At 67.0% G+C, this 24,782-nt stretch carries 16 protein-coding genes; 6 read left to right on the top strand and 10 right to left on the bottom strand.

What is annotated here, in order from left to right; all coding sequences use genetic code 11:
* Positions 1 to 39: 39 nt before the first annotated feature.
* Complete coding sequence (locus EJV47_RS16860) at positions 40 to 864, top strand: hypothetical protein (protein ID WP_126694348.1); 825 nt, start codon at positions 40 to 42, stop codon at positions 862 to 864.
* On the opposite strand, the gene EJV47_RS16855 is transcribed toward EJV47_RS16860, so the two are convergent.
* The 4 genes from EJV47_RS16855 to EJV47_RS16840 form a co-directional block, all read right to left on the bottom strand.
* Positions 865 to 2,940, bottom strand: coding sequence for a T9SS type B sorting domain-containing protein (locus EJV47_RS16855; RefSeq protein ID WP_165903800.1), 2,076 nt, complete (start codon positions 2,938 to 2,940; stop codon positions 865 to 867).
* 238 nt (positions 2,941 to 3,178) lie between these two features.
* Complete coding sequence (locus EJV47_RS16850) at positions 3,179 to 5,101, bottom strand: hypothetical protein (RefSeq protein ID WP_126694346.1); 1,923 nt, start codon at positions 5,099 to 5,101, stop codon at positions 3,179 to 3,181.
* A gap of 85 nt (positions 5,102 to 5,186) precedes the next feature.
* A complete protein-coding gene (locus tag EJV47_RS16845) occupies positions 5,187 to 5,864 on the bottom strand; it encodes a response regulator transcription factor (RefSeq protein ID WP_126694345.1) in 678 nt (225 codons plus the stop codon).
* Positions 5,865 to 6,080: 216 nt separating this feature from the next.
* Positions 6,081 to 7,559 (bottom strand): sensor histidine kinase, encoded by a 1,479-nt coding sequence (locus tag EJV47_RS16840; RefSeq protein WP_126694344.1) that lies wholly within the window; start codon positions 7,557 to 7,559, stop codon positions 6,081 to 6,083.
* Positions 7,560 to 7,708: 149 nt separating this feature from the next.
* Here EJV47_RS16840 and EJV47_RS16835 point away from each other — a divergent pair, with 149 nt between their 5' ends.
* Both EJV47_RS16835 and EJV47_RS16830 read left to right on the top strand, forming a co-directional pair.
* Positions 7,709 to 8,545, top strand: a complete 837-nt coding sequence (locus tag EJV47_RS16835; RefSeq protein ID WP_126694343.1) for a GLPGLI family protein — start codon at positions 7,709 to 7,711, stop codon at positions 8,543 to 8,545.
* A 229-nt stretch (positions 8,546 to 8,774) separates the two neighbouring features.
* A complete protein-coding gene (locus tag EJV47_RS16830) occupies positions 8,775 to 11,648 on the top strand; it encodes a TonB-dependent receptor (protein WP_243651198.1) in 2,874 nt (957 codons plus the stop codon).
* Positions 11,649 to 11,725: 77 nt separating this feature from the next.
* Here EJV47_RS16830 and EJV47_RS16825 read toward each other — a convergent pair whose 3' ends face one another.
* Positions 11,726 to 11,995: a hypothetical protein gene (locus EJV47_RS16825; RefSeq protein WP_126694342.1), complete on the bottom strand. Its 270-nt coding sequence runs from the start codon at positions 11,993 to 11,995 to the stop codon at positions 11,726 to 11,728.
* Positions 11,996 to 12,310: 315 nt separating this feature from the next.
* Complete coding sequence (locus tag EJV47_RS16820; protein WP_126694341.1) at positions 12,311 to 12,856, bottom strand: nucleoside/nucleotide kinase family protein; 546 nt, start codon at positions 12,854 to 12,856, stop codon at positions 12,311 to 12,313.
* A gap of 140 nt (positions 12,857 to 12,996) precedes the next feature.
* Between EJV47_RS16820 and EJV47_RS16815 the strand changes: the two genes are divergently transcribed.
* The 3 genes from EJV47_RS16815 (at position 12,997) to asnA (ending at position 16,217) form a co-directional block, all read left to right on the top strand.
* Complete coding sequence (locus EJV47_RS16815) at positions 12,997 to 13,746, top strand: PD-(D/E)XK nuclease-like domain-containing protein (RefSeq protein ID WP_126694340.1); 750 nt, start codon at positions 12,997 to 12,999, stop codon at positions 13,744 to 13,746.
* 79 nt (positions 13,747 to 13,825) lie between these two features.
* A complete protein-coding gene (locus tag EJV47_RS16810; protein ID WP_126694339.1) occupies positions 13,826 to 14,575 on the top strand; it encodes a superoxide dismutase in 750 nt (249 codons plus the stop codon).
* Positions 14,576 to 15,185: 610 nt separating this feature from the next.
* Complete coding sequence (asnA, locus tag EJV47_RS16805; protein ID WP_207895916.1) at positions 15,186 to 16,217, top strand: aspartate--ammonia ligase; 1,032 nt, start codon at positions 15,186 to 15,188, stop codon at positions 16,215 to 16,217.
* A gap of 235 nt (positions 16,218 to 16,452) precedes the next feature.
* Here asnA and EJV47_RS16800 read toward each other — a convergent pair whose 3' ends face one another.
* From EJV47_RS16800 to EJV47_RS16785, 4 genes are all read right to left on the bottom strand, one after another.
* Positions 16,453 to 18,288, bottom strand: coding sequence for a T9SS type A sorting domain-containing protein (locus EJV47_RS16800; RefSeq protein ID WP_126694338.1), 1,836 nt, complete (start codon positions 18,286 to 18,288; stop codon positions 16,453 to 16,455).
* A gap of 11 nt (positions 18,289 to 18,299) precedes the next feature.
* Complete coding sequence (locus EJV47_RS16795) at positions 18,300 to 18,539, bottom strand: hypothetical protein (RefSeq protein WP_126694337.1); 240 nt, start codon at positions 18,537 to 18,539, stop codon at positions 18,300 to 18,302.
* Positions 18,540 to 18,555: 16 nt separating this feature from the next.
* Positions 18,556 to 20,136: a T9SS type A sorting domain-containing protein gene (locus tag EJV47_RS16790; RefSeq protein ID WP_165903799.1), complete on the bottom strand. Its 1,581-nt coding sequence runs from the start codon at positions 20,134 to 20,136 to the stop codon at positions 18,556 to 18,558.
* Positions 20,137 to 20,377: 241 nt separating this feature from the next.
* Complete coding sequence (locus EJV47_RS16785; protein ID WP_126694335.1) at positions 20,378 to 24,604, bottom strand: zinc metalloprotease; 4,227 nt, start codon at positions 24,602 to 24,604, stop codon at positions 20,378 to 20,380.
* Positions 24,605 to 24,782: the final 178 nt, after the last annotated feature.

Below are 24,782 nucleotides of genomic sequence, written 5' to 3'. Positions count from 1 at the left end.
ATCAGCAGCGTTGTTGTTGCCCCAAACCGTTCCCGCGCCATGCTGTCCGTTCGTTCGTGGTTTGCTTTTCGTCCGTGTCACCTGCTGTTGCTGGGGCTGCTACTGCCCGCGGGCACTGCTTCGGCCCAGACGCCCACCGCCCGGCTGGGCAAAGTCAAGCCCTACCCGGCCGGTAAGGACTTCAACCAGATCGGCTCCGATGCCCGCGCCGTGGCCCTGGCCGACAGCGTGATGCAGGCCATGGGCGGCTACGAGGCCTGGCAGCAGGCGCGCTTTATCGGCTGGGAGTTTTTCGGTGAGCAGTACCAGGTGTGGGACAAGCAAACCAACGACTTCCGTTGGCAGAAAGGGGACGTGGTGCTGACCGGCAACCTCAACTCGCGCAACGGCAAGGCCTACCGCGCCGGCCAGGACATCAGCGAAACCGAGGAAGGCAAAAAGTTGCTCAGCGGCATGTACGCCACCTGGGCCAACAACTCCTGGTGGCTGCTGATGCCCTTCAAGATGAAGGACTCCGGCGTGAAGCTGCTCTACAAAGGGCCCGGCCGCACCATGCAGGGCGCCCCGGCCCAGGTGGTGCAGATGACCTTCGAGAACGTGGGCGTGACGCCCAACAACCGCTACGAGCTGTACATCAGCCCGCGCAGCTACCTGGTGGAGGAGTGGGCTTTCTACCGCAACGCCGCCGATACCGCGCCCAGCTTCCGCCGCCAGTGGAGCGGCTACGCCCGCTACGGCGGCCTGTTGCTGGCCGCCGACCGCACCGACGGCAAGGACGGCCGCCGGCTCAACCACCTCGCCGTGACGCCGAAAGTACCCGCCGGCTACATGCTCAGCCCGCAGCCGCAGCCGAAGCTGCCGTAATCAGCGCACCACTTCCAGCCAGCCCCGCACCGACTGGCTGCCGTCGGCTGCGCGCAGTTGGTAATAGTAAGTACCGGCGGGGGCATCGCGGCCCCAGTCGTTGTGGTAGGCGGAAGTCGTATAGATCTGGGCGCCCCAGCGGTTGTACACCGTCAGCGCCCAGGCCACGGGCTGGCGGGTGAGCCCGGGCACCCTGAACACGTCGTTTGAGCCGTCGTTGTTGGGGGTGATGATGTTCGGAATCAGCGCGGCCGTCAGCGCGCCACAGTGGTCGAAGTCCACGCGCCGCCGGGCCGTGTAGCTGCCGCAGGCCGACGTTACTTCTACCGAATACTGCCCTGGCTGATGAATCAGCAAGGAAGCGCCGGTGGAGCCATCGGACCAACGATAGGTGAGGGGCAGGCTGCCGTGCGTAGGGGCGCGCAGCAGCAGCTGGGTGCCGTGGCAGAGCGTGGTATCGGAGCCGAGCCCCTGCGTGCCAGCGAAACTGAACAAGCGTACCTGGTAGCGCTGCTGCACGAGGCGGCCATCGGCCTGGGTGGCCGTGACGTGGTAAATACCGGGTTGCCGAACCACGATGCGCGGCGTGGTTTCGCGGGTCGACCACTGGTACCGCGTGGCGCCGGCCGGCCCGACAAGCTCGATTTGCCCGCCGGCGCACAGCATCACATCATCGGCGGCAGGAATGGCCCGCAGGCAGGCCACAAAGCCCGTAGTGGCCAAGCGGGGCGTGGCCAGCTGCAGAGGCGGGAAATCGGCGGAAGTACCCTGCGCGTATTGGCTTAGCATAAATCCTGTGAGGTAGGCGTTGCCGCTGCCATCGAGGGCCAGACTGGTGCCGTAGCCATTGGAGGAGTTACCCGCGGCCACCACGGGGCCCCAGGTGCCATCGGCGGCCAGACGGGCCACAAACAGGGCTCCATAGAGCCGGGAAATCGGGTTTGCATACGACAGCGTAGTGGAGCCGAGACGTAGCTGGTCGTTGAAGTTTCCCAGCAGGTAAGCTTGACTACTGCCGTCGACGGCTACGTGCTGGCAATTTGAGGTGCCCGTTGGCGCCGTGGCCCAGCGAAACTGCCCGGCGGTGTCCAGCCGCGCCACAAAGGCGGTCTGCGTGGCCGCTGGCAGCCGGAAGGAGCCGAATTCGCCGACCGGACCCGCAAAGGAACCCGTCACCAGCCACTCGTGCCGGATGGTGTCGGCGGCTATGCTACTGGCGGCGTCGCTGCCTGCGCCGCCGGCCTGCACGGCCCATTGCCACTGGCCCGCAGTAGTAAGCTGGGCCACGAAGACGTCGTGCCAGCCCGGCGCGTTCAGCCGCTGGCTGCCAAAGCGGGCTTGCCCCTGAAAATACCCGGCAACAGCAACCTGGCCGCGCCGGCCGACGGCAATGCCTCCCACGTCTTCAATGGCGGGTCCACCCGCCCGAACGGCCCATTGCCACTGGCCCTGCGGGTTGAGCTTGGCCACGAATACATCGGTGCTGTACTGCTCGGCCGGCAGCTGCGTATTGCCAAAGGTAACCGTTTCGCCGTAGTACACCCCGGCTACGTACGCATTGCCGGCCGTATCGACGGCAATGCTGCGGCCAATGTCGGTGGCCCGACTGCCGGCGCGGGTGGCCCAGAGCCAGGTCCCCGTCGGGCTGATCTTGGCCACAAATACGTCGCTGTAGCCATTCGTACTGGTGTTCGGGACCCTCACGTTTCCGAACAGCAGGTTGCTGCCAGCCACGTAGCCGGTTACGTATGCATTGCCCTGGCGGTCTAGGGCAATGCTCTGCCCCTGGGAGTCCTCGTCATCCCCGCTGATGCTTGCTACCCACTGATAATTGCCGACCGCATCAAGCTTCGCGACAAACAGCTTGCCCCTACCGGGAGCCGAAAGCGCGAACGGCCCGAACTGCGTGGTGCCCTCAAACCGGCCCGTAACGTAATTATTGCCCCACTGGTCGGCGGCCAGGGCTCGGCGGTGGCCTATGTCGTTGGCATCGTTGATGGGCACGCACGAAACCACCCAACTAAAGCCCGGAATCTGGCCCACCGCCGCTCCCACGGAGCCGAGTAGCCCAAGCATAAGTAAAAACAGCTGTAGAGCCCAACGGAACCAACACATAGCAGCAACAGATAGAGGCCGCGGTGTGCGGGCGTAAAGCCAATTTGCAACGCAGCACCGAACCTATATCCATCTATTGTCGGCAAAGTCTGACTTTCTGGCCATTGACCAGGAAACGATTAACCCGGCACCAAGCACCCGCGCGGGCCAATTATTAGACTTTACAAGCACCTTTTACTGCCTAGCTGACCGCCGCTTTTCAGAACGGCAGGTCGGCTTCCTCGTCCCCGGCTAAAGCTTCGGGGCCCCGGAACAGGGCCGGCTGGGTGCGTTGCAGGTGGCGGTGCTGGGTTGGGGTGAGGAAAATCAGCCCTTCGCCGCTGAGGCACTCGTAGAACTGCCCCGCCGAGCCAGGCGCCCGCAGGGCCTGGTCGATGAGGTCGAAAAAGGCGTCGTCCAGCCAGTCGTCCTTGACCTCCAGCTCCGCGTGGTAGCGCCGGCCGCCGTGGCGAAAGGCGAAGGGCACGGTGCGGGCCCGCGGGTAATCGTCGCCGAAGCCGTCTTCGATGTCGGTGGGCCGGAAGCCCCCGCGCGAGCTGCGGGCCAGCAGCTGCGTGAGGGTGGCGTAGGGCCGCGGCGGGTTGGCCGATTCGCCGTCGATAACCAGCAGCAGGTGCGGAAAGCAGCGCAGCAGCTCGGCGTAACTCGTTACCTCTCCGCCCAGGACCTGCGCCCGGCCGGCGGCCTTTTCGGCGGCCGTCAGGTGGCTCAGCAGCCCCAGCTGTTCGGCCTCCGTAATCAGCGCCTCGATGCGGGGCGTGCTGAAGCCGTTGTCGTGCGACTCGCGGGTGAGAAAATAGCCGTCCTCGCCCCAGAGCGGGCGTTGCCGGGCCGTCAGGGCCACCAGGCCCAGCCGCTCGTTGCCGTACACCGACTGCGCATCCGGGGTGGTAGCCAGGTACAGCCGCAGCGGGGAGTTTTGGTCGGCCAGCCACTGATTCACGCCGCGCCGGAACTCGTAGCCGACCTTGGCGCCGAGCGGGGGCGTATCGGTGCCGTCCTTACGCGCCAAATCCTGGTAGAACGCGGTGCGGTAGCGGCGTCCGTCGGCCCGGAAGCTGAGCACTACGCTGTCGACCCACAGCGTCTCGTCCATAGAGCGGCGGCGCACTTCCACCTGCACGTCGGTGGGGCGGAAGCCGGGCAACAGGGCCGGCAGCTGGGCCAGAATGACCGGGTACAGCTGCTGCGGGGCCGGGGGCAGGCGGCGCAAATCGAGGATGCGCGCCCGGGGCGAGTGGGCCAGCACCTCGAAGGGGAGCAGCTCGGCGTGGCGGATGTCGGTGCGGCTGAGCTGCTGCACGCCGGCGGCCGTGAGCAGGCCCGCTTGCTGCAGCTGCTGCAGCCACCGCCGCTGCTCGGCGCGGCGCGGGCCGGCGGTAGCGGCCAGCTGCATCAGCTCCGAGCCGCGCTGGCACACGTCGGCCTCGGTGCGCAGCTGCCCGCTACGGATGCCGGCCAGCACCTGCCGCAGGGCCGCGTCGTCGAGCAAACCCAAGGCGTGCAGGTCGCGGGCGGTGCGGGTGCGCGTCTTGCCCAGGGTGCTGCGCCCGTCGGCAATCCAGTGCTGCCGGGGCAGGGAGGCCAGGGGCGGAAAGATGGTCCAGCCGCCCTCCGCTACCGAGTCTTCGGCCTTGATTTTGTCTTCCAGGTGATACTGCGCGGGCAGCTGCCGGTACATTTCCCGCATGACGGCGGCCGTGTCGCCCTGGAAGCGCCGCAGCAGGTCCGCCACGCGCTGCCGCTGGGCCCGGGCCGGGGCGCTCAGCGAGTCGGACAGCGCCAGAGCTTCGCCGCCGAGGTACACATCGGACGGACCCAGCTCGGGCGGCAGGGTGCGGTAGATGAAGGCCTGCCGGAACGCTTCAGCGCAGAAGGCCAGCACGGCGGCCGGGCTGTTGTCGCGCCACTGGGTGCTGACCTGGGTGAGCGGGTTGCGGATTTCGGTGCGCAGCTCCCCGCCGCGCAGGCGGCGCTGCAGCTCGGCGCGGCCGGCGGCGTTGAGGATGCCGCGGCGCAGCAGCTGCTCGGCCACGTCGGCCGGGGCGGCGGGGCGCCGGGTGGCGCGCAGCAGCCCCAGCAGCAGGGCCGTCGTGAGGCAGAGGTAGAGCAGGGGTTTCAAGCGGGGCAGAATCGGCGGAAAACAATAAAGGAAGCTGCCCAAAGCTACGCTGCGGCGCTGCCCGGCCCAAGCCCCGCCGGTGCGGCTACAGCAGCAGCTTATAGCCAATGCCGCGCACGTTCACAATCTGCACCTGTGGGTCGTCCTTGAGGTAGCGGCGCAGGCGGGTGATGAACACGTCGAGGCTGCGGCCGTTGAAGAAATTATCGTCGCCCCACAGCTCCTGCAGCACGGCGGCGCGCTCCAGCACCTGGTTGCGCCGCTCGTAGAGGCGCTTGAGCAGTTCGGCTTCGCGGTGGGTGAGGGGCTGCTCCTCGCGGCCCGGCCAGTGCAGGCGCTGCTTGGGGTGGTCGAACTGGTAGTGGCCCAGGCGGAGCAGGCCCGCCGGGCCCGCGGGCACCGCCGACTGACCCAGCCGGGCCCGGATGCGCACAATCAGCTCGTCCATGCTGAAGGGCTTCTTGAGGTAGTCGGCCGCGCCCAGCTCGAAGCCGCGCACCACGTCGGCGGGCTGGGAGCGGGCCGTCAGAAAGATGATGGGCACCTGCGGACTCTCGCGCCGGATGATTTCGGCCAGCGAAAAGCCGTCGAGCCGGGGCATCATCACGTCGGCCACCACAATGTCGGGCCGCTGCTGGCGAAACAGCTCCAGCCCCTGCTGCCCGTCGGCGGCGTAGCGCACCTCGAAGCCGCGCACTTCCAGACTGTCTTTCACAATCATGCCCAGCGCGGGCTCGTCTTCGATGAGAAGGATGGAAGGCATGGAATTAATGTGCTAATGTGGTTTAATGTGCTGATGTGCTAATGGTGTTGAATGTGGCTGATGTGGCTGAATGTGGCTAATGTGGTTGAACGTGGTTGAATGTGCTGATGTGCTAATGAGGTCGTTTAACCATCAGCCACATCAGCCACATTCAACACCATTAGCACATTAGCACATCAGCACATTAGCGAAGCGCAGCACATTCACCCACATTAATCAAACCGGCAGCCACAGGCTGAACTCGCTGCCGCGGTTTGGCTCGCTGCGCACGGCAATGCGGCCGCCGTGGCGCTCCACCACCTGGCGCACGTAGTAGAGGCCCAGGCCGAAGCCCTTGACGGGGTGCAGGTTGCCGGTGGGCACGCGGAAAAACCGGTCGAAAACCGCGTCCTGGTAGCTGCGCGGAATGCCGATGCCGTCGTCCTGCACGGTGAGGCGCCAGCCGGTTTCGTCGCGGCGGCCGCGCAGGCTGATGGTCACCTGCTCGCGGGAGTATTTGATGGCGTTGTCGATGAGGTTGTTGATGACGCCGGCCATGTGCAGCGGGTCCAGCGGCACGGCGTCGGTGGCGTCGATATCCACCCGGAAGTGCACCGGCTTGGGCGCTTTCAGTTGGTGGCGCTGCACCAGCTCCTGCACCAGCGCGGCGGGGCGCACCGGCTCGGGGTTAAGGCGCAGCTCCTGCCGCTCCTCCACGGCCATGTGCAGCACCTTTTCCACCAGATCCGACAGCCGCTGCAGCTCCCCGCGCGAGATGCTCAGGTAGGTCTGCGTCTTCTGCGGGTCGTTGAGGGCGCCGAAGTGCTGCAGGGCCTCCACCGCCGCCGACACCGTGGCCAGCGGGGTTTTCAGCTCGTGGGTCATGTTGTTGATGAAGTCGTTCTTGACGTCGGCCAGCTTTTTCTGCCGCAGAATCGTGTTCAGCATCAGCCCGAAGCAGCCGGTGGTGAGGGCGAGCAGGGCCACCGAGCCGGCCAGCAGCCCGCCCATCTGCCGCAGGATGGAGGAGGTGGGCGCCGGCAAGGAAGCCTGCACATACAGGGAGCGAAGCGGGTTCAGCGGCACCGGGGGCGTCTGCACGGGGTAGCCGGCCGGGGCGGGCTTGCCCGCCACCGGGGCCGTAGCGGCCGGGCCGGCGGGTACCGTGAGCGTATCGAGCACGGCCGCGGGGCTGACCTTGCGCAGGCGCAGCTCGGCCTGGTAAGCGGCCGTGAGCTGGGGCAGGTTGATGCGCCGGGCGCCGGCCCAGTCGTCGATGATGATGCGCGAGAGGGTGCGGGCGGCCGTGTCGGCGCCGCGGCGCCACCGGATGCGGGTGGCCGAATCGGCCCCGCCGCGCCGGGTGGTGACGAGCAGCTGGTGCTCCAGCTGCCGGGAAACGCCCACGCGCAAGGGCGCAGCGCCCGGTAGCGCCGCGCCGCGCAGCACCGTGACCTGGTCGGCGGCGCGGCCGTCGTCGGCCGAGCTGAACTGGCGCACCAGGATCTGGCCCGGACCGGGGCTGCGCAGGGCCAGTTGCCGGGCGCCCGTCAGCAGCTGGCGCTGCACCACGGCCACCAGGGCCTCGCGGGTGGTGCGCTCAAACTGCGTGCGGCTGAGCTGGTAGGTGTTGTAGAGCCAGTAGGCCTGGAAGCCGTTGATGCCCAGGATGCAGGCCGCCAGTAGCCAGAAAATGGAGCGGATGCGGCGTTTCATGGGCGGGGCAGGAGGGAAGTGCTGAGCGAAAATACAACCCGCCGGGCGGTGGCGGGCGGCCGTTAACACAGTTTAACACACGATAACAGTGCTTTACAAGCCGCTTGCGGTGCTTTGCCGACGTCAACCACATTCGTCACAGCCCCGCCATGAAAAAGCCCCTGACCATCCTCTTCGTCGCCCTGCTGCTGGTTACCGGCCTCAGCGCCTTCCAGCACTTGCACGCCCAGAGCCGCGGCCGCATCAGCTACGAAGCCTCCCGCCGCATCGACCCCAGCCAGCTGCGCATCGTCGTCAACGGCCAGGAGGTGCGCCCCGGCTCCCCCGATTTCCCCGCCGACGTGCCCGACGTGCGCACCTTCGCCCAGACGCTGAGCTTCGCCGGCGACTACGCCAAGGAGGTCCTGGAAGGCGGGGGCGGCATGATGGTGCGTACCGTCGTCGACGCCGGCCCCGGCGGCGGGGGTAGCCGCGGACCGCAGACCACCAACCTCGGCCGGCCCTTCGAGGAATCGACCTACCTCAACCTGCAGGAGCGCAGCGCCACCACCGTGCTGACGCTGAAAAAGGACGATAAAACCACCGAGTACCGGGCCGACGCGCCCATAGCCAAAACCGAAGGCTGGCAGCTGACGGACCAGACCAAAAAAATTGCCGGCTACACCTGCCGCAAGGCCACCGTGCCCTTCCGCAAGGAAACCTACACCGTGTGGCTGACCACCGAGCTGCCCTTCACCTACTCGCCCATCCGCGAGCTGACGCCCGACAAAGGCGTGGTGCTGGCCGTGGAAGGCAGCACCGAGCAGTTCCGCGCCACCAAAGTCGACCTGAAAGCCCCCGTGGCCGAAGCCGACGTGCGCCCCGGCGCCCAGGCCCAGCAGGTATCAGAAGCCGAGCTGAAGGAGCTGCGCGACAAAGCCCGCGCCGACTTCCGCCAGCGCATGATGGACAATTTCGGCGGCCCCGGCGGCGGCGGCCGCAACTAACGGCAGCAGCGCCGGGCAACGCCCGGCGCTGGCCCGGCCCGGGGCTACCGCGGCCCCGGGCCACCCGCTTGGCCCAGGCCGCTTCGCCGGCTCCGCTGACCGTCTTGACGGCCCCGGAGTGCCACTCCATCCTTAGTCCAAACCAGCTCACTCCTGACGCAACCCTCCCCGCTGCCATCGTCAGGCTCCTCCTCTCCGCATGGAGAGGTGGCCGGGGGGTGAGGTTCCCATGCGCTACCTTCTACTCCTTCTCCTGTGCAGCCTGGGCGTGGCTATGGCCCGGGCCCAACAACCCGCCAGGCCCCAAGCTGCCACCCCAGCCGGCCAGATTCAGGGTGCCGTGGCCGACAGCCTCAGCGGCAAGGTGCTGCGCGAGGCCTCCGTGTCCTTGCTCACGGCCCGCGACTCGTCGTATTTGAGCTTCACCATCACCGATGGCGAGGGGCGCTTCACCCTGCGCGGCGTGGCGCCCGGCCGCTACTTCCTGCTGCTCACGTTCCTGGGCTACCGCAGCCGGCTGGTGCCGGTGAGTCTGACGGGCGCCGCGCCCTCGGCCACCTTGGGCACGCTGCGCCTGCGGGCCGTGGCGCAGACGCTGGGCGAGGTGGTGGTGGAGCAGGAGCGCGCCCCCGTCTCGGTGCAGGGCGATACGCTGGCCTTTAGCGCCCGCGCCTTCCGCACCCAGCCCAACGCCCAGGTGGAGCAGCTGCTCAAGAAGCTGCCCGGCGTGCAGGTCGACCGCGACGGCACCATCCGCGCCCAGGGCCAGACGGTCAGCCGCGTGCTGGTCGACGGCAAGCCCTTCTTCGGCGACGACCCCAAGGTGGCCACGCGCAACCTGCCGGCCGGCATCATCGACCAGGTGCAGCTGTTCAACCAGCAGAGCGAACAGGCCCAGTTTTCGGGCATCGACGACGGGCAGCAGCAGAAAACCATCAACCTGGTGACCAGGCGCGACAAGCGCAAGGGCTGGTTTGGCACCGAAGCCCTGGGCGCCGGCACCTCGGGCGGCCGCTACCGCGCCCAGCTGGGCCTGAACCGCTTCAACAACGGCCGGCAGCTTTCGGCCCTGGGCCAGGCCAACAACGTCAACCAGCTCGGCTTCTCCGACAACGGCACGCCCTCGGCCGGCGACCTGAGCGGCGGCCCCGGGGCCAACGCCGGCGGCGCGCTGCCCGGCGGCTTCGGCGGGGTGGGGGGCCCCGGCAGCGGCGGCGGCCCGATGGTGGTGACGCAGGACGGCCGGGGCGGGGGCGGCTCGGCCGGCGGCCTGAACAATCAGCCCACCAGCATTACCGAAAGCCTGGCCGGCGGGCTGAACTACCGTGACGCCTGGGGTAAGCGCGCCGAAGTGGCTACCAGCTACCTGGCCTCGCGCACCACCGTGCGCACCGAGCAGCTCAGCCGCCGCGAAAGCGTGGCCGGCCGCGCCGCCGCGCCCGGCGAAGACGCCCCGGCCCTGCTCACCGACCAGAGCACCGCGGCCCGGACCCGCACCCTGAGCCAGCGCCTGAACCTGCGCCTCGACTACCGGCTCGACTCGCTCACCTCCCTGCGTTTTACGCCCGCGCTGTGGTGGCAAAGCACCGAGCAGCGGCGCCAGGTAAGCCAGCAAACCAGCCTGGCCGGCCGCTTGCTCAACCAAAGCCAGAGCCGCTACGACGCCCCGGCCGACAACCTCTGGGGCAACGGTAACCTGCTGCTCATGCGCAAGTTCAACAAGGTTGGGCGCACCTTCTCGGCCAACCTTAGCGCCGTCGTCAACAACCAGGACGGCGCGGCCGTGAACCAGGCCGACAACACCTTCTTCGCCTCCGACGGCACGCCCACCACGGCGCGGCTGAACCAGCGCCTGGCCCAAGACTACCCCGCCCGCACCCAGGCCCTGAACCTGAGCTACGTAGAGCCGCTAAGCCTGCGGCAGAAGCTGGAGCTGCACTACACAGCCTCCGACTCGCGCAGCCGGGGCCAGCGCCTCGTCACCGATTATGATGCAGCCACCGGCCGCTACGATTTGGTGAATGAGTCGCTGAGCAATGAGTTCAGCAGCTCGTTCCGCACGCACCGGGCCGGCCTCACCTGGCAGACGCGCCGCCTGCGCTACAGCTACGCCCTGGGCCTCGACGCCCAGCAAGCTAGCCTGGGGGTGCGCAACCAGAGCCGCGACACCAGCCTGACGCGCCAGTACCCGGCCCTGCTGCCCAACGCCCTGTTTACCTGGAACGGCCCGCGGGGCCGCACCCTGCGCCTGAACTACCGCACCCGCCTGCAGGCGCCCACCGCCCCCCAGCTGCAGCCCGTGGCCGACAACACCAATCCGCTTTACGTGCGCCTGGGCAACCCCCTGCTGCGCCCCGAGTACCAGCACCAGCTCACGGCCAGCTACAACCAGTTCAACGCCCAGAACAACCGCAGCGTGTTCGGCCTGCTCAGCGGCTCCCAGGTGCAGAACCGCATCGTGTCCAGCGCCACCTTCGACGCCCGCGGGGTGCAGAACACCCGGCCCGTCAACGCGGACGGCTACCGCACCCTGAACGGCTTTTTGTCGCTGGGCCAGCGCCTGGGCTGGCACAAGCTCAATGTGAACCTGAGCACCAACGGCTCCTTCACCCAGGGCCGCAGCCTGGTGAACGGGCAGTGGAACCAAGCCCGCAACTGGAGCCTGGGCCAGGGCTTGAGCGTGAATACGGCCTTCAACGATAAGCTGGAGTTCGGCCTCGACCTGAACCTGACTTACCTCGACGCGCGCTACTCCCTGCTGCCCCAGCAGAATACCGCCTACTGGACGCAGACCCTGGAAGCCGACGCGTTCTACCAGCTGCCCGGCCGCTGGACCATCAGCTCCGACCTCTGGCTGACGCGCTACGCCGGCCGCTCGGCCGGCTTCAACCAGGCCGTGGCCCTGTGGAACCTGACGCTTACGCGCCAGCTGCTGCGCAACAAGCAGGGCGAGCTGCGCCTGCAGGCCTTCGATTTGCTGGGCCAGAACCGCAGCGTGGTGCGCAACGTCACCGACACGTACCTGGAAGACGTGCGCAGCCGGGTGCTCCGGCGCTACTTCATGCTCAGCTTCGTCTACAACCTGCGCAGCTTCGGCAAGTAGGCCGGCCGCAAAACGGCCCCGCCCTCCCCGACAAGCGGGGGAAGACGGGGCCGGGAAATCAGCCGGACGTGGGCCGCTCAGGCGCTGGGCGGCACGGTGCGCAGCTCCTGCTGCGCGATGGTGCGGAAATACTCCCGCGCCGTGGTCAAATCGTCTTCGTCGACGGCGTGGGCCAGGGCGGCCGATTGGCTGCGGGCCGTGCAGATACACTCGCAGAGCTGCAGCAGGGTGTCGGGCGTGAGGGCCTGCGGCGCGAGGTGCGGGCGCAGTATCTCCACGCAGTTCTGTACCCACCGGGTGTAGTGGTACAGGCCTACGGTGGACCGTAGGTTGTAAGGGGTCAGCATGGGCAGTAGGTGTGGAAGAAGGAGCGGCTTGGTACCGGAGTACCGTCGGCAAGGTACGGGATTTAGATGGGTGGTGCCAATCTCGACCGTTTGAAAATCAGTGTCGTATAAGTAAAAGCCGCATTGCTCGTGTTACCTAATCCACTTCCGCCATGTATTTCCCGCCAAATGCCCCCGTGCCACTGCCGTTGCTGGCGCTGGCCCTGATTCTGACCGCGCCGCCGGTCGTGCTAGTTCCCCCGCACATTCAGCCCCGTTGACAATGCGCCGGGCGGTTTGCTCTCCTTCGCGGGGCAGGCCGCCCGGCGAATCCTTTCAGGCCTGCAGCAGCCGCTGCACCTGCGCCCGCAGCGCGGCCACCGAGCCCTCATTGCGCAGCACGGCGGCGTAGTGCGGGTAGTCGTCGAGGGCGGTTTCGGAGGGGTGGTTGTCGTCGCGGGTGCCGTCGCCGCGCTGCCCGAGCGGGTCGCCCTCCAGGCGCCACACCACGCCGCCGCGGGCGCGCAGGGCCTCGGCCTCGTCGGGGAAGCGTAGGTCGGCCACGATGACGGGCGCCTCGGCGGGCAGATTGGCCAGCAGGGCCTCAATCCACACCGGGCCCCGCCAGGCGCGCAGGGCGGCGCCCACCTGCTGCAGCAGCTCGCCGCGGGTGAGGCCGTAGGTGGGCACCAGCTCGGCCTTGCCCGGCTGGGTGTAGTAGGGAGCCGTGGTTTCGCCCGCCAGCACCGCGCACACGCCCTTGATGGCGTCGCCGAAGGAGCGAATCTGCCAGCCGCGCCCGGGCTGCAGCTCCCGCACCAGGTGGGCTACCGTGTCTTTCCCGCTTCCCCGCTTTCCCGCCAGTCCTATCAGCTGAATCATAGTGCAATTAAACGTGGGCGCCCGCCGCGGGCGGCCCGCCGGTGTTCGGCAAACCGGGCCGCAAAGTTGCGGCTTTGTCCGCAACTGCCCGCCGGGCCCAACCACCCGGGCAGCCCCGCCGTACTACATTGCGGTACGCTATGCCCGACACTTCTCCGCCTGCTCCCTGGCGCCGCCCCGATCTGCTGCGCCTTTCCTACGACGACTACCGCGCCCTGCCGGCCATTGCCAACTCGGACCTCTCGCGCCTGCGCGACGCGCTGAACGGCCGGCCCCGGCGCGAATCCAGCGGCTCTTCGGCCCTGAGCTTCGGCACGGCCTTTCACACGGCCCTGCTCGAGCCCGAGCAGTACGTGCCCGCCTACCCGGCCGTGAACGATACGCTGGTGTGGTGGCTGGTGGAAGGTGTGCGCCTGCGCGACGATTTGCGCGAAATGCTCGACCAGGGCGTGGCCGAGCCCAGCTGCATCTTCACCGAACCCATCACCAATACCATGTGCAAGCTGCGCGCGGATCTGGTGGTCGACGTGCCCGGGCAGCCCTACACCATCATCGACTTCAAGACCACCCTGGCCCGCGACTACCAGCACTTCGTGGCCCAGTGCTCGGGCTACGACTACGACCGGCAGGCCGCTTTTTACCTCGACGCGCTGCATGCCGACCGGTTTATCCTCGTCGGGGTGCAGAAGCAGCCCCCGCACCATTTGTTCGTGTTCGAGGTGCCGCCGCACATGCTGGAAGAAGGCCGGGCCAAGTACCTGCGCCTCTTGCGCCTGCTCGATCCCTCCAAGCTGCCCGACTACCTCGACCCCGCCGTGCGCGACGTGGTGCTCGACCTGGGCCACACCCCGCCCGAACAGGAAGACGACGCCCCGGCGCCGCAGGCCTGAGCGCCGCGGTTTTGGGTTTTCTGGCGTACTTGCCCGCTGCCGCACTCCCCGCGTTTTACCCTCTCACCACCTCACCGCTATGCTGAAGCGAGATTTTCTGAAGAATGGCCTGCTGGCCGTCGTGGGCGCCGTTATCAGCCCGAGCGTGCTGGCCGCCGCCCACGAGGAGCGCCTGCTGCGCGAGGCCCGCGCCACGCCCCTGGCCGACGGCCCCTTCACCCTGCCCGCGCTGCCTTACCCCAACAACGCCCTGGAGCCGCACATCGACGCGCGCACCATGGAAATCCACCACGATGCTCACCACAAAACCTACGTCTCGAAGCTGAACGAGGCCGTGACGGGCAAGCCAGAGGAGAAAATGAGCCTGGCCCAGCTGCTGGCCTCGGCCAGCAAGCAGCCCGATGCCATCCGCAACAACGCCGGCGGGCACTGGAACCACTCCTTTTTCTGGCAGCTGATGGCCCCCAAGGGCGGCGGGCAGCCCACCGGCGCCCTGGCCGCGGCCATTACCCGCGACTTCGGCTCCTTCGACAAGTTCACCGAGGAATTTACCAAAGCCGCCACCGGCCGCTTCGGCTCGGGCTGGGCCTGGCTGATTCACGACGCCAAGGCCGGCAAGCTGGCCGTGACCAGCACCCCCAACCAGGACAATCCGCTGATGGACCTCCCCGGCATTCAGCGCGGCACGCCGCTGCTGGGCCTCGACGTGTGGGAGCACGCCTACTACCTCAAATACCAGAACAAGCGTCCCGACTACATCAAGTCGTTCTGGAACGTGGTGAACTGGTCGGAAGCCGGCAAACGCTACGACGCTGCGCTGAAAGGTTAAACCGCGTTGTTTGCGCCGTAGCGCGAAGTTGTACTTCGCGTGTTCTAGGCGGTTGTCTTCGGCAGATACGCAATGGCGTTTGTTTAACGAATTGTTCTGAGCACGCGAAGTAGAGCTTGACCTCGTCGACCTTCGGTTCGCGCTACGACGCGGACGCCAGCACCGGCCGCTTCAGCTACTGCTGGGGCGGCCGGTGCCGTTAAGGGGGCAACCGACCACAAGCCCCGCGCGTACACGAGGCAAAGCCAGTCGCGGAAAAATTATTTGTGCGGAATTTTTTGCGACTTAAAAAACGGTTTCTATTTTAGCCTCCACAACGCCCCAGTAGCACCCTCATGCGTCAGTTCAACAATAGCCTCAATAACCAGAATCGGAACAATAATTTGTTCCGACGGTGGAAGGCTATGGTCTGATGGACATACTCCTAATCAAGCTTTGATTTTGTAAGCCTTCCGTTTTCGGGAGGCTTTTTTTTCGCCCATACGCTGGCATTTCCGGGTTCCCCTAATCGAAAAAACCACGGGTTTTTTCGACCGGGCGCAGCCTTGCCAATACCGGGCAAAATCCAAAACCGACAAACACTTTTCAAACCTCATAATTTCTTCTAGTCATGGAAACGACCCCCGCCCAAGTCCTGAGCCCCGCCGAGCTGCTCAAAACCGAGGAAGCCATCAGCTTCGTGAAGGACACCTTTGCCAAGGAGCTGGCCCGGCAGCTGCAGCTTACCAAAGTCTCGTCGCCCATTGCCGTGCTCGACGGCACCGGCATCAACGACGACCTCAACGGCGTGGAGCGCCCCGTGTCGTTTCCCATCAAGGCCCTCGGTGAGCAACAGGCCGTGGTGGTGCATTCCCTGGCCAAGTGGAAGCGCCTGCGCCTGACGCAGCTGGGCATCCCGGCCGGCCGCGGCATCCTCACCGACATGCGCGCCCTGCGCCCCGACGAGGATTACTCGCCCATCCACAGCATCTACGTGGACCAGTGGGACTGGGAAAAGCACATCCTGCCCGAGCAGCGCACCATTCCGTTCCTGCAAGAAACGGTGAGCAAAATCTACGAGGCCCTGCGCACCACCGAGCTGCGCGTGGCCGAGGAGTACGGTGACATCCAGCCCATCCTGCCCGAGCAGATTACCTTCATCCACGCCGAGGAGCTGCTGCAGCGCTACCCCGGGCTGACGGTGAAAGAGCGCGAGACGGAGGCCGCCCGCGAGTACGGCGCGGTGTTTATCATCGGCATCGGCGGGGAGCTGAGCCACGGCCAGATTCACGACGGCCGCGCCCCCGACTACGACGACTGGAGCACCGAAACCGAAACCGGCCGCTACGGGCTCAACGGCGACATCGTGCTCTGGCACCCCGGCCTGCAGGCGGCCTTCGAGGTGTCGTCGATGGGCATCCGCGTCGATAAGACGGCCCTGCAGAAGCAGCTGGCGGTGCGCGGCTGCCCCGAGCGCGCCGGGCTGGCCTTCCATAAGCTGCTGCTCGACGGCGGCCTGACCGAAAGCATCGGCGGGGGCATCGGCCAGTCGCGCGTGACCATGTTCATGCTGCGCAAGGCGCACATCGGCGAGGTGCAGGTGAGCATCTGGCCCGAAGCGGTGCGCGCCGAGCTGGCGGGTACCGGCGTGGAACTGCTGTAGGCGCGGCGGCAGCAACGGCTTCGACCACCAACGGGCCGGCTCCTCTGGCAGGAGCTGGCCCGTTGGTGTTTCGTGAGCTGGGCAGGCGCAGCCGTGTCGACCTGTGCGGAAAGACTGCCAGGAAAACGTCCGCTCCGACTACGGAGGCAAAGAAAAACCAAGCCTGCTCCACCCGGAGCGGACTTGACGCGAACAGGCAGCACGCCGCCCGAAGAAGTCTTGGCCGGAGGACGCCTTATTCGAGCAGCAGGCGCTGGGCGGCGGTGCCCTGGTCCGTGACCAGCTGCACCAGGTAGAGGCCGGCGGGCAGGCCGCTCAGCTCCAGCTCCTGGCGCAGCGCCCCGTCGGGCGCCGGCCGGGCCGCCACGGTGCGCACGAGGCGGCCCACGGGGTCGAGCAGGCGCAGGGTGGCGGGGCCGCCCGCGCCGGCACGGGCCAGCACCGTGACGCGGCGGGCGCCCCCGGCCGGGTTGGGAAACAGGCGCAGCGTGGCGGCCAGCGCGGCGGAGGGGCGCAGCGGGGCGGGGCGGAAGGGGTAGAGCGTGACCGAGCGGGTGCAGCCCAGCGAGTTGGTGTAGGCGAGCGTGACGGGCGTGGCCGCGGCGGGGGGCTGGGCGTAGCGGTGGCGCGCCAGCGCGCGGCCCTCCTGCGCGGGCGAGCCGTCGCCGAAGTCCCAGCGCCAGGCGGCGCCCACCGCGTACTGCGGGCCGGGCAGGGAGATGTCGAGCACCACCAGCGAGTCGGGGGCGGGCCGGGCCCAGGTGAACTCCGGCGCGGGGGGCGCCGCGCACGGGTCGGGCTGGTACGGCGCCCCCACCCCGGCGTAGCGGGTAAACAGGGCCGCGTCAGCGTTGCGGTTGTTGGGGTTAGGCGTGGTGTAGCCGCTGAGCAGCAACGTGCCGTCCGCGCGCAGCAGGCCGTACTCATAGCCTGCTTCAAAGTAGCCGTGCTCGCGCAGCACCGACCACTGCGGGGCGCCGCTGACGGAAAACGCGGCCAGGTGGCCCTGCCAGACCGGATTGGGGCCAGTGGGCGAGGGCCAGTAGATGCGCCCGCCCATGACCAGCCCGCCCGCGGCCAGCGCCCACACAAACCGCACGTCGCAGGCGGCGCGACTTACCGGGATGCTCTGCGACCAGAGCGGGCGCAACTGGGCGTCGGTTTTGAGCAGGTAGCCGTCCTCGGGCGGGGTAGGAGAGTTGCCGCGGTGCGTGCCCTGCACGCCGGCGATGGCGAAGCCCCCGTCGGGGGTGGGCACCACCGCGCGCCCGTCCTCGCGCTCGGTGTCGGTGCCGAGCACGGCCGTCTGCAGCGTGTCGCCGTCGGGGCGCAGGCGCACGGCCCAGATGCTGCGGCGGAAGTAGGCGCTGGCCTGCACGGGCGGGTTGGCCGGGTTGGGCTGGTCGCAGAAGCCCACGGCCAGGTAGCTGCCGTCGGGGCAGGCGGTGAGCCCCTGCAGGTAGCCCAGGCCCTGGAAGCCGCGGCTGGGGTAGCGGCGCTGCCAGAGGAGGTTGCCCGCGCGGTCGGTGCGCAGCAGCCGGGCCAGGGGCAGGGCCGGGGAGGCGCCGGGCACCGGGTCGGCGTTGCTGGCGAGCAGGTAGCCGTCGGGCAGGCGCAGCAGCCGGCCCGTGCCCGCCACGTCGTTGGGGGTGTAGGAGCGCTGCCAGCGCACGCGGCCCAGCGTGTCGAGCTGCAGCAGGAAGGTGGTGTAGTCGTAACGCGAAGTGCCCGGCACGCGCAGCGCGTGCACCCCCAGCACGGTCACGCTCCGGTCCGCCTCCAGCACCGCGTCGGAGGGAAAGTGAAACCGGCCAACAGGATTACGCACCTGCACCACACGCACCGTGTCGCCGTTGTCATTGACGGCGGTCAGGATGAGGTTAACCCAGTCGTAGGCGTCGTTGGTGTAGCCGCCCACGTGCAGCGTCACGCCTGTGCGTAGCGGTAGGGCCGCGTAATAACTGCCGCCGGCTCGGTCGTAGGTCCGTTCCCACACGCGGGTGGGCTGGGCCGCCAGGCGCAACGGCAGCAGGCCGCTGACGGCGAGAAGGAACACAAGCAAGTGTCGCATGTCAAATCAAGTTAATAGGCGAGAACCAATCTGCGGTGCGCCCGTGGCACGCCGTCCACCATGAGCTGGTAGTGGTACACGCCCGGGAGCAGGCCGTTCAGGCGCAGCACCACCTCGTGCTGCTGCGTGTTCAGCTCAACGGTGCGCAGCAGCTTGCCGCTCAGGCTGTTGCGCACTTGCAACTCGGCTTGGCGCGTGGTGGCCGGCACCGCATACGCGATGCGCGTTTCCTGGTCGAAGGGCGTGGGCACGTTCTGGTCCCGGCGCTTATTCGAGCAGCAGGCGCCGGGCGGCGGTGCCCTGTTCCGTGACCAGCTGCACCAGGTAGAGGCCGGCGGGCAGGCCGCTCAGCTCCAGCTCCTGGCGCAGCGCCCCGTCGGGCGCCGGCCGGGCCGCCACGGTGCGCACGAGGCGGCCCACGGGGTCGAGCAGGCGCAGGGTGGCGGGGCCGCCCGCGCCGGCACGGGCCAGCACCGTGACGCGGCGGGCGCCCCCGGCCGGGTTGGGAAACAGGCGCAGCGTGGCGGCCAGCGCGGCGGAGGGGCGCAGCGGGGCGGGGCGGAAGGGGTAGAGCGTGACCGAGCGGGTGCAGCCCAGCGAGTTGGTGTAGGCGAGCGTGACGGGCGTGGCCGCGGCGGGGGGCTGGGCGTAGCGGTGGCGCGCCAGCGCGCGGCCCTCCTGCGCGGGCGAGCCGTCGCCGAAGTCCCAGCGCCAGAGCGCGCCCACCGCGTACTGCGGGCCGGGCAGGGAGATGTCGAGCACCACCAGCGAGTCGGGCGCGGGGGTGGACCAGGTGAACTCCGGGGCGGGGGGCGCCGCGCACGGGTCGGGCTGGTAGGGCGCCCCCACCCCGGCGTAGCGGGCGAAGTAGCCGTCGTACTGATTGCGGTTGCCGTTGCCCAGCTGGGTGAAGCCGCTCAGCAGCGCCGAGCCGTCGGCGCGCAGCAGCAGGGCCATGTAGCGCGTGTCGTAGAAGCCGAACGGCCGGGCCACGGTCCAGAGCAGGCCGCCGCTGGCCGAGAAGCGGGCCAGCACGCCCTCAGAGCCGGGGCCAGTGCTCGGCCACCAAAAGCCGGCGGCCACCACCTCGCCCGAGGCCAGCGCCCGGATGGGCCCCAGGTGGCAGCCGACGCTGCCGGGCACCAGGGTTTGCGTCCACTGCGGGCGCAGCTGGGCGTCGAGCTTGAGCACCTGCCCGGCGAAGGGGGTGCGGCCCTGTGGCCCCCAGCGCAGGCCGGCCAGCGCGTAGCCGCCGTCGGGCGTCTGCACCACATCGGTGGCCTCTTCGCGCTGGATGAGCGTGCCGAGCACGGCGGTCTGCAGCGTATCGCCGTCGGGGCGCAGGCGCACGACGTAGCGGCTGGCGCGGTCGAAGGCGCTGGTGTTGGGGTTATTCGGGTCGGGCTGGTCGCAGAAGCCGGCCGCGACGTAGCCCCCGTCGGCGCAGCTGGCCAGGCCGGCGAAATGGCCGATGCCCAGGTAGCCGCGGCTCGGGTACAGGCGCTGCCAGCGCAGCGCGCCCAGGTGGTCGGTGCGCAGCAGCCGGGCTACGGGCGTAGGCACCGGGCCGCCGGGCGCTGGCTGGCTAGTGCTGGTGAGCAGGTAGCCGTCGGGCAGGCGCAGCATGCGGCCGGTGTCCGCCACGTCGTTATGCGTGTATTCCTGCCGCCAGCGCACGTTGCCGAGCGTGTCGAGCTGCGTCAAGAACGTAGTGTAGTCGTAGCGGCTGGTGCCAGGCACCAGCGCGGCGTGGAGCCCGACCACGGTCACATGGCCGTCGGGCTCCAGCACCGCGTCCGACGGAAAATCCCAGCTGCCTGCTGGGTAGCGTAATTTGACTATGCGCAAGGTGTCGCCGTTATCTTTGACAAGTGCCAGTAGCAACGGCCCCCTGGTGTAGCCCGCATCAGCATAACCGCCAACATGTAGAACGACGTTTGGCCTTAGTGGCAACGCAGCATAGTAGTCTGCCCCTGCCCGGTTGAATGTTCGCTCCCAGATACGGGTAGGTTGGGCCTGCGCATCAGGCGGTACAAGACCGGCAACCAGGGCTAGCAGCAAATAGAAAAAATGGCGCATGACGGCGGGATTAATAAGCGAGGACCAGGCGGCGGTGGGCGCGCGGCACACCGTCCACTATGAGTTGGTAATGGTACACGCCGGACAGCAGGCCGTGCAGGCGCAATACTACCTCACGCTGTTGTGCGTCCAGGGCAACGGTGCGCAAGATTTTCCCGCTCAGGTTGTCGCGTACCTGAAGTTCCGCGTGTCGTGTGCTGGCCGGTACAAAATACGCGATGCGCGTTTCCTGGTCGAAGGGATTAGGAACGTTCTGGGCTAAAAAGACTGTTGTGCTAGTTTTTTCCTGTGCGTTGGTAGATATGGGACGTAAGCCCGTTTGATATAAGATACTGCAGCTTTGCCGGCCGCCGTTCAATGTGGGACCTATTACCGCCACGGCTCCTGATGTTTTTACTTTGTTGTAAGTGACATAATCATTTGTAGTGCAGTAATCCATACTAGGATTGACCGGGTCATTGTATATGTGTAGAAAATCAAAGGAAGAATTAGTAGAGTTGTTTTCCGGAATAAACTCGTTCCGCAGTTCGTAACGCAATTGCGTGGTTGACTGCAAATCCCGGATATCAATCTGATTGCACGGATATCCCGGTCCCGCGCAGAAGTCCCGCACGATGCCGTAGGTGTATTTGCTGTCGAACGCGAATACGGTGCGCAGGAAGGTGTTGCACGTCACCTCCGCTACCCCGGCTGGCCCGCCCTGGGGTGAGTTGCGGAAACGGATGCCTGTTCGGCAGTTTTCAAATAGGTTGCCCCTGATTTCTGCCCGGTCCTGGTCTGCCGGCCCGACGTAACCCTGGTACAGATTCACGAACGTGGACCGTCGGACGTGGCCGGTGCCGTTGAGCAGGTAGATGCCCACTTTCGGGTTAAGTTGGTTGCTCTCCAAAGACGCCACCGTAGGAGCAGTAGCCGAGCCCCGGAACAGGTTGTCGTCAAAAGAGAGGGCCCCGACGGAATGGCCCAGGAAACCATAGGCCGCCCCCGGGCGCAGCAGCAAGGGGCTTTCGGGCAGCGTGGCGTAGGCGTCGTACAGGTAGGCGCCGGCGTAGATGTTAGGCTGCTGCGCACTGCCGTGGTAAAAGTAAAAGCGGTTATTGCTGAGCGTGCAGCTGCCCAGCGCGTCCTGGGCGTAGATGCCCGCGATGTAGCAGTGGCGCCACTCGTTGTTGTTCAGCGTCAGCGTGCCGGGTCCGGTTTTCCACAGGCCCACCAGGGCGTTGCGGAGCTGATTGTCGCTGATGTCGACCCCACTCAGCGGGCCTTCGGCGAGGATGTGCCGGTAGCTCCACTGCGGGTTGGCGGCGGTGGCGAGCATGGGTGCCAGCAGCAGCTGCGGGTCCGAGTCGAAGGTGCAGCTGCGCACGTAGCCGCTCAGGGCCGGCCCCTGGGCCGGTGAGGTCAGCGTCAGGCTGGTGCGGTTGTGGCGAAAATCGGCGTTTTCGAGCTGCACGGCGGGTGCCGCGCCCAGCTCAGTACCCAGGCGTACGCCGTCGTAGCTGTGGCTGATTTCAGGACGTTCGCCGCCGGGGCCTTTATCCACGAGCAGCCCCCGGCTGTCGGGCTGCACCACCAGGCCGCCCCACATGCTGCCGCTGCACGGGGCCGTGATGCGGCCGCCCAGCAGCTCCAGGCGGGCCAGGTAGCCCACGGTCAGCGTCACGCCCGGGTCGCAGTACACGGTGGTGTTTTCGGGGATGGTGAAGGTGCCCAGCTCAAACCGCACGTTTTGCGTGACGTGATAGGATTTGCCGGGCACAAAGGGGTTGGCTGTATACACCGGGCCAGGGAGCGGGTTCAGCTCGGGGCGGCAGGGGGCGCAGTCGGGGGGTGTCAGGGTCACCTGCACCTGGTCGGTGCTGGCGCAGTCACCGGGGTTGCCCAGGGTGCGCACGGTGTAGGTGGTAGTGGCCGTGGGCGTCACGGTGATACTGGCGCCCTGCAGGTTGCCGGGCGTCCATACGTAGCCGGTGGCCGAGCCCGTAGCCGTGAGCGTTACCGCCTGCCCGGCGCAAACGGTCTTATCCGGGCCGGCGCTGACGGGCGGCCCGTCCACCACGTTGACGATGAAATCGAAGGTCTTGTCGCACACCTGCCCCGACTGGTCCTGATACAGCATCTTGAGCACCGCCTGTCGGCGACCCTGCGCCAACGCCTTCGCAGGCACAAAATCATTTGGGCCGGGGGTTAACAATGAGCTGCCAAGGGTACTGCCGCGTGGGTCTGGGTCCAGCCAAGTGATTCTGCTGTTGGTACCGGCATTCAGGCGTGAGTTCAGCTGCCGCAGGTCGTAGTAGTCGAGGCCAGAGCACACATCCACTGTGTTGTTGCTGAGTGTGACTGGCGCTGGGGGAAGCAAGTAGCCGGAGCGCGAGAGGGTAAACGGCGGGCAGCCGTCCACGCTGATGTCTACCTCGTAGCTGACCACCTGCCGGGTGGTCAGGGGCGGCGTGTCCTGCGTCTCGGGGGCATCAGGGCCGAAGGCAACGCCGTTACGGCGCCAGGCGTAGTGGACGTTCAGGCCGGCGGGGTACAGCACCCGCAACGGCAGCTGCTGGCTGCAGGGCTCCCGGGAATTGACGGGTTGAAAGGGATTCAGGAAACTAAACTGGCGCTGGAATAAGAGGCAAGGCTCCGCCAGGCACGCGCCGTATGCCTGCTGAATAACCGGGTTTAGCTTCAAGTCAGTACCAGGCTCGACCACAAACCGCCCCTTGGTGCCAGGATTGATAAGGGCTGCCGGGTCGACACACAGGTAGCTGCCCGGCTGCGTGATGACAGTGGCCCGGTCAAGCGTCAGCTCCGTGGCGTCGAGGCGCAGCGATGCCTGGGGCGTTAGCTGCACCAGCAGGTTTTCGCCCTCAAAAGTAGCCCCGCGGTTAGTGATGCGAATCAGGCCCCGGTTGTCGGCGTCGGCGGGCTTGGTGGGGTCGCCGCCCAGCAGCAGTTCCAGCGGATCGTTGCAGCGGTAGTGCACCGGGCCCACTCCTGCCAGAGTGCCCCCGTCGATGATCAGTTCCCCGCCCTCGCGTACCACGATGCGGGCTTGCGGGGCCATAAACTCCGCCCGGCAGCTGATGCGCAGCTCGGCACCGGCCTCCACGTAGAGGTTGCCCTTAAGGCTGCGCGGCCCCCGCCATTCTTCTGGCCCGGTCACCACTACGTCGCCGGGGGCGGCCAGCTCGCAGGGCGGTTCCGCCACCAGGTCGTCGAGCCCGGCCAGGCCGTCGCGTAGGTTCTTATAAATCAGTCCAATCTGGCAGGGAGTTAGTGAGTACCCATCGCAGCCAGGGTAGTTCATCAAGTTGTTGGACTTGCCCTCCGGATAAATTGCACATCCGCCACCATTGTCCTCGTGCATAAGGCCCAGGTTGTGGCCCAGCTCGTGGGCCAGCAGAAACTGCAGGTAATCGAACGCGCGCAAGGCATTGGCGTTGTTTAGTACCCCGCCGGCGGCCCAGTTGGGGTGATGGTAGTAAGCCCAGTAGGAGCCGCGCATCACAAACCAGTTTTTGGCCCCGATACCCTGAGCGCGCCCCCCGATGCCGTAGCGACCGGTGGAGTTGCCGAACCGGTCGATGGTAGAGGACGCCCCACCGGGGTTTTCGCCCATGAACACATGTATGACGTGTTCCCGGTCGAAAGGCGAGGTTACGTACTGATCAAAAATTTGCTGCTCGCACATCCCGTCGGGGCAGCCCTGGCCGTTGGTGGCGCTGCTCATGTCCCAGATGCGGTTGTCGCGGTGAAAGCGAATATCAACAAGCTGCACCCGAATACGAGTATCGTAGGAAACGGCATTGGGCACCACTACACAGTTGCCGGCACCGTTGTGCTGCTGGCGCAGGCTGGTAGCGGCGTATATACCGTTGACGCCCGGCACGCTCTGATTGGCAGCAGGGTAGTGGGTCAGGCCGTTGATCAACCCACTCAGGATGCGGCGGTCGGCGGGAAGGTCCTGCCAGTTGCCGGTGCCGTCGGCGCGCTGAAACACGTGAATCATTAGCCGAATAGTGCGAATCGGGTCATTGGGCTGCGGCATATAATCCTCGTTGGAGCCGCAGCCGTCGACTCGTGCAGCAGAGGGCGGCGCGTCCGTCCGGGTGTAGCACTGCGGTTTGGAGGCTGCGCTCAGCTCCTGCGCCCAGCCCGGCTGGGCCGCCAACAAGCTCAGCAGCCAGCAAACCAGCCAGCCGGCTCGAAGAGTAGGAGAGAAAATGAGTAAAGCTTTTTTCATGCAGACGGGTATTAAAAGTAGATGAAAATCAGTGCTATGGAAATTCTGGTATAGCTAACCCAAGTTGCGGGGTACTAAAGCTGGGGCAAAAAGAAATCTGTTCCGCCCGGAACAGGGTAGGTTTGAAGTATCTGACGCTTCACTCCTTCCCCGACCATGACGGAACAGACCGTGGCAA

The organism is Hymenobacter gummosus, assembly GCF_003970915.1.
Taxonomy (GTDB): Bacteria; Bacteroidota; Bacteroidia; order Cytophagales; family Hymenobacteraceae; genus Solirubrum; species Solirubrum gummosum.
The sequence above is the reverse complement of the archived record's forward strand: the minus strand, read 5'-3'. Positions and strand labels throughout refer to the sequence as shown.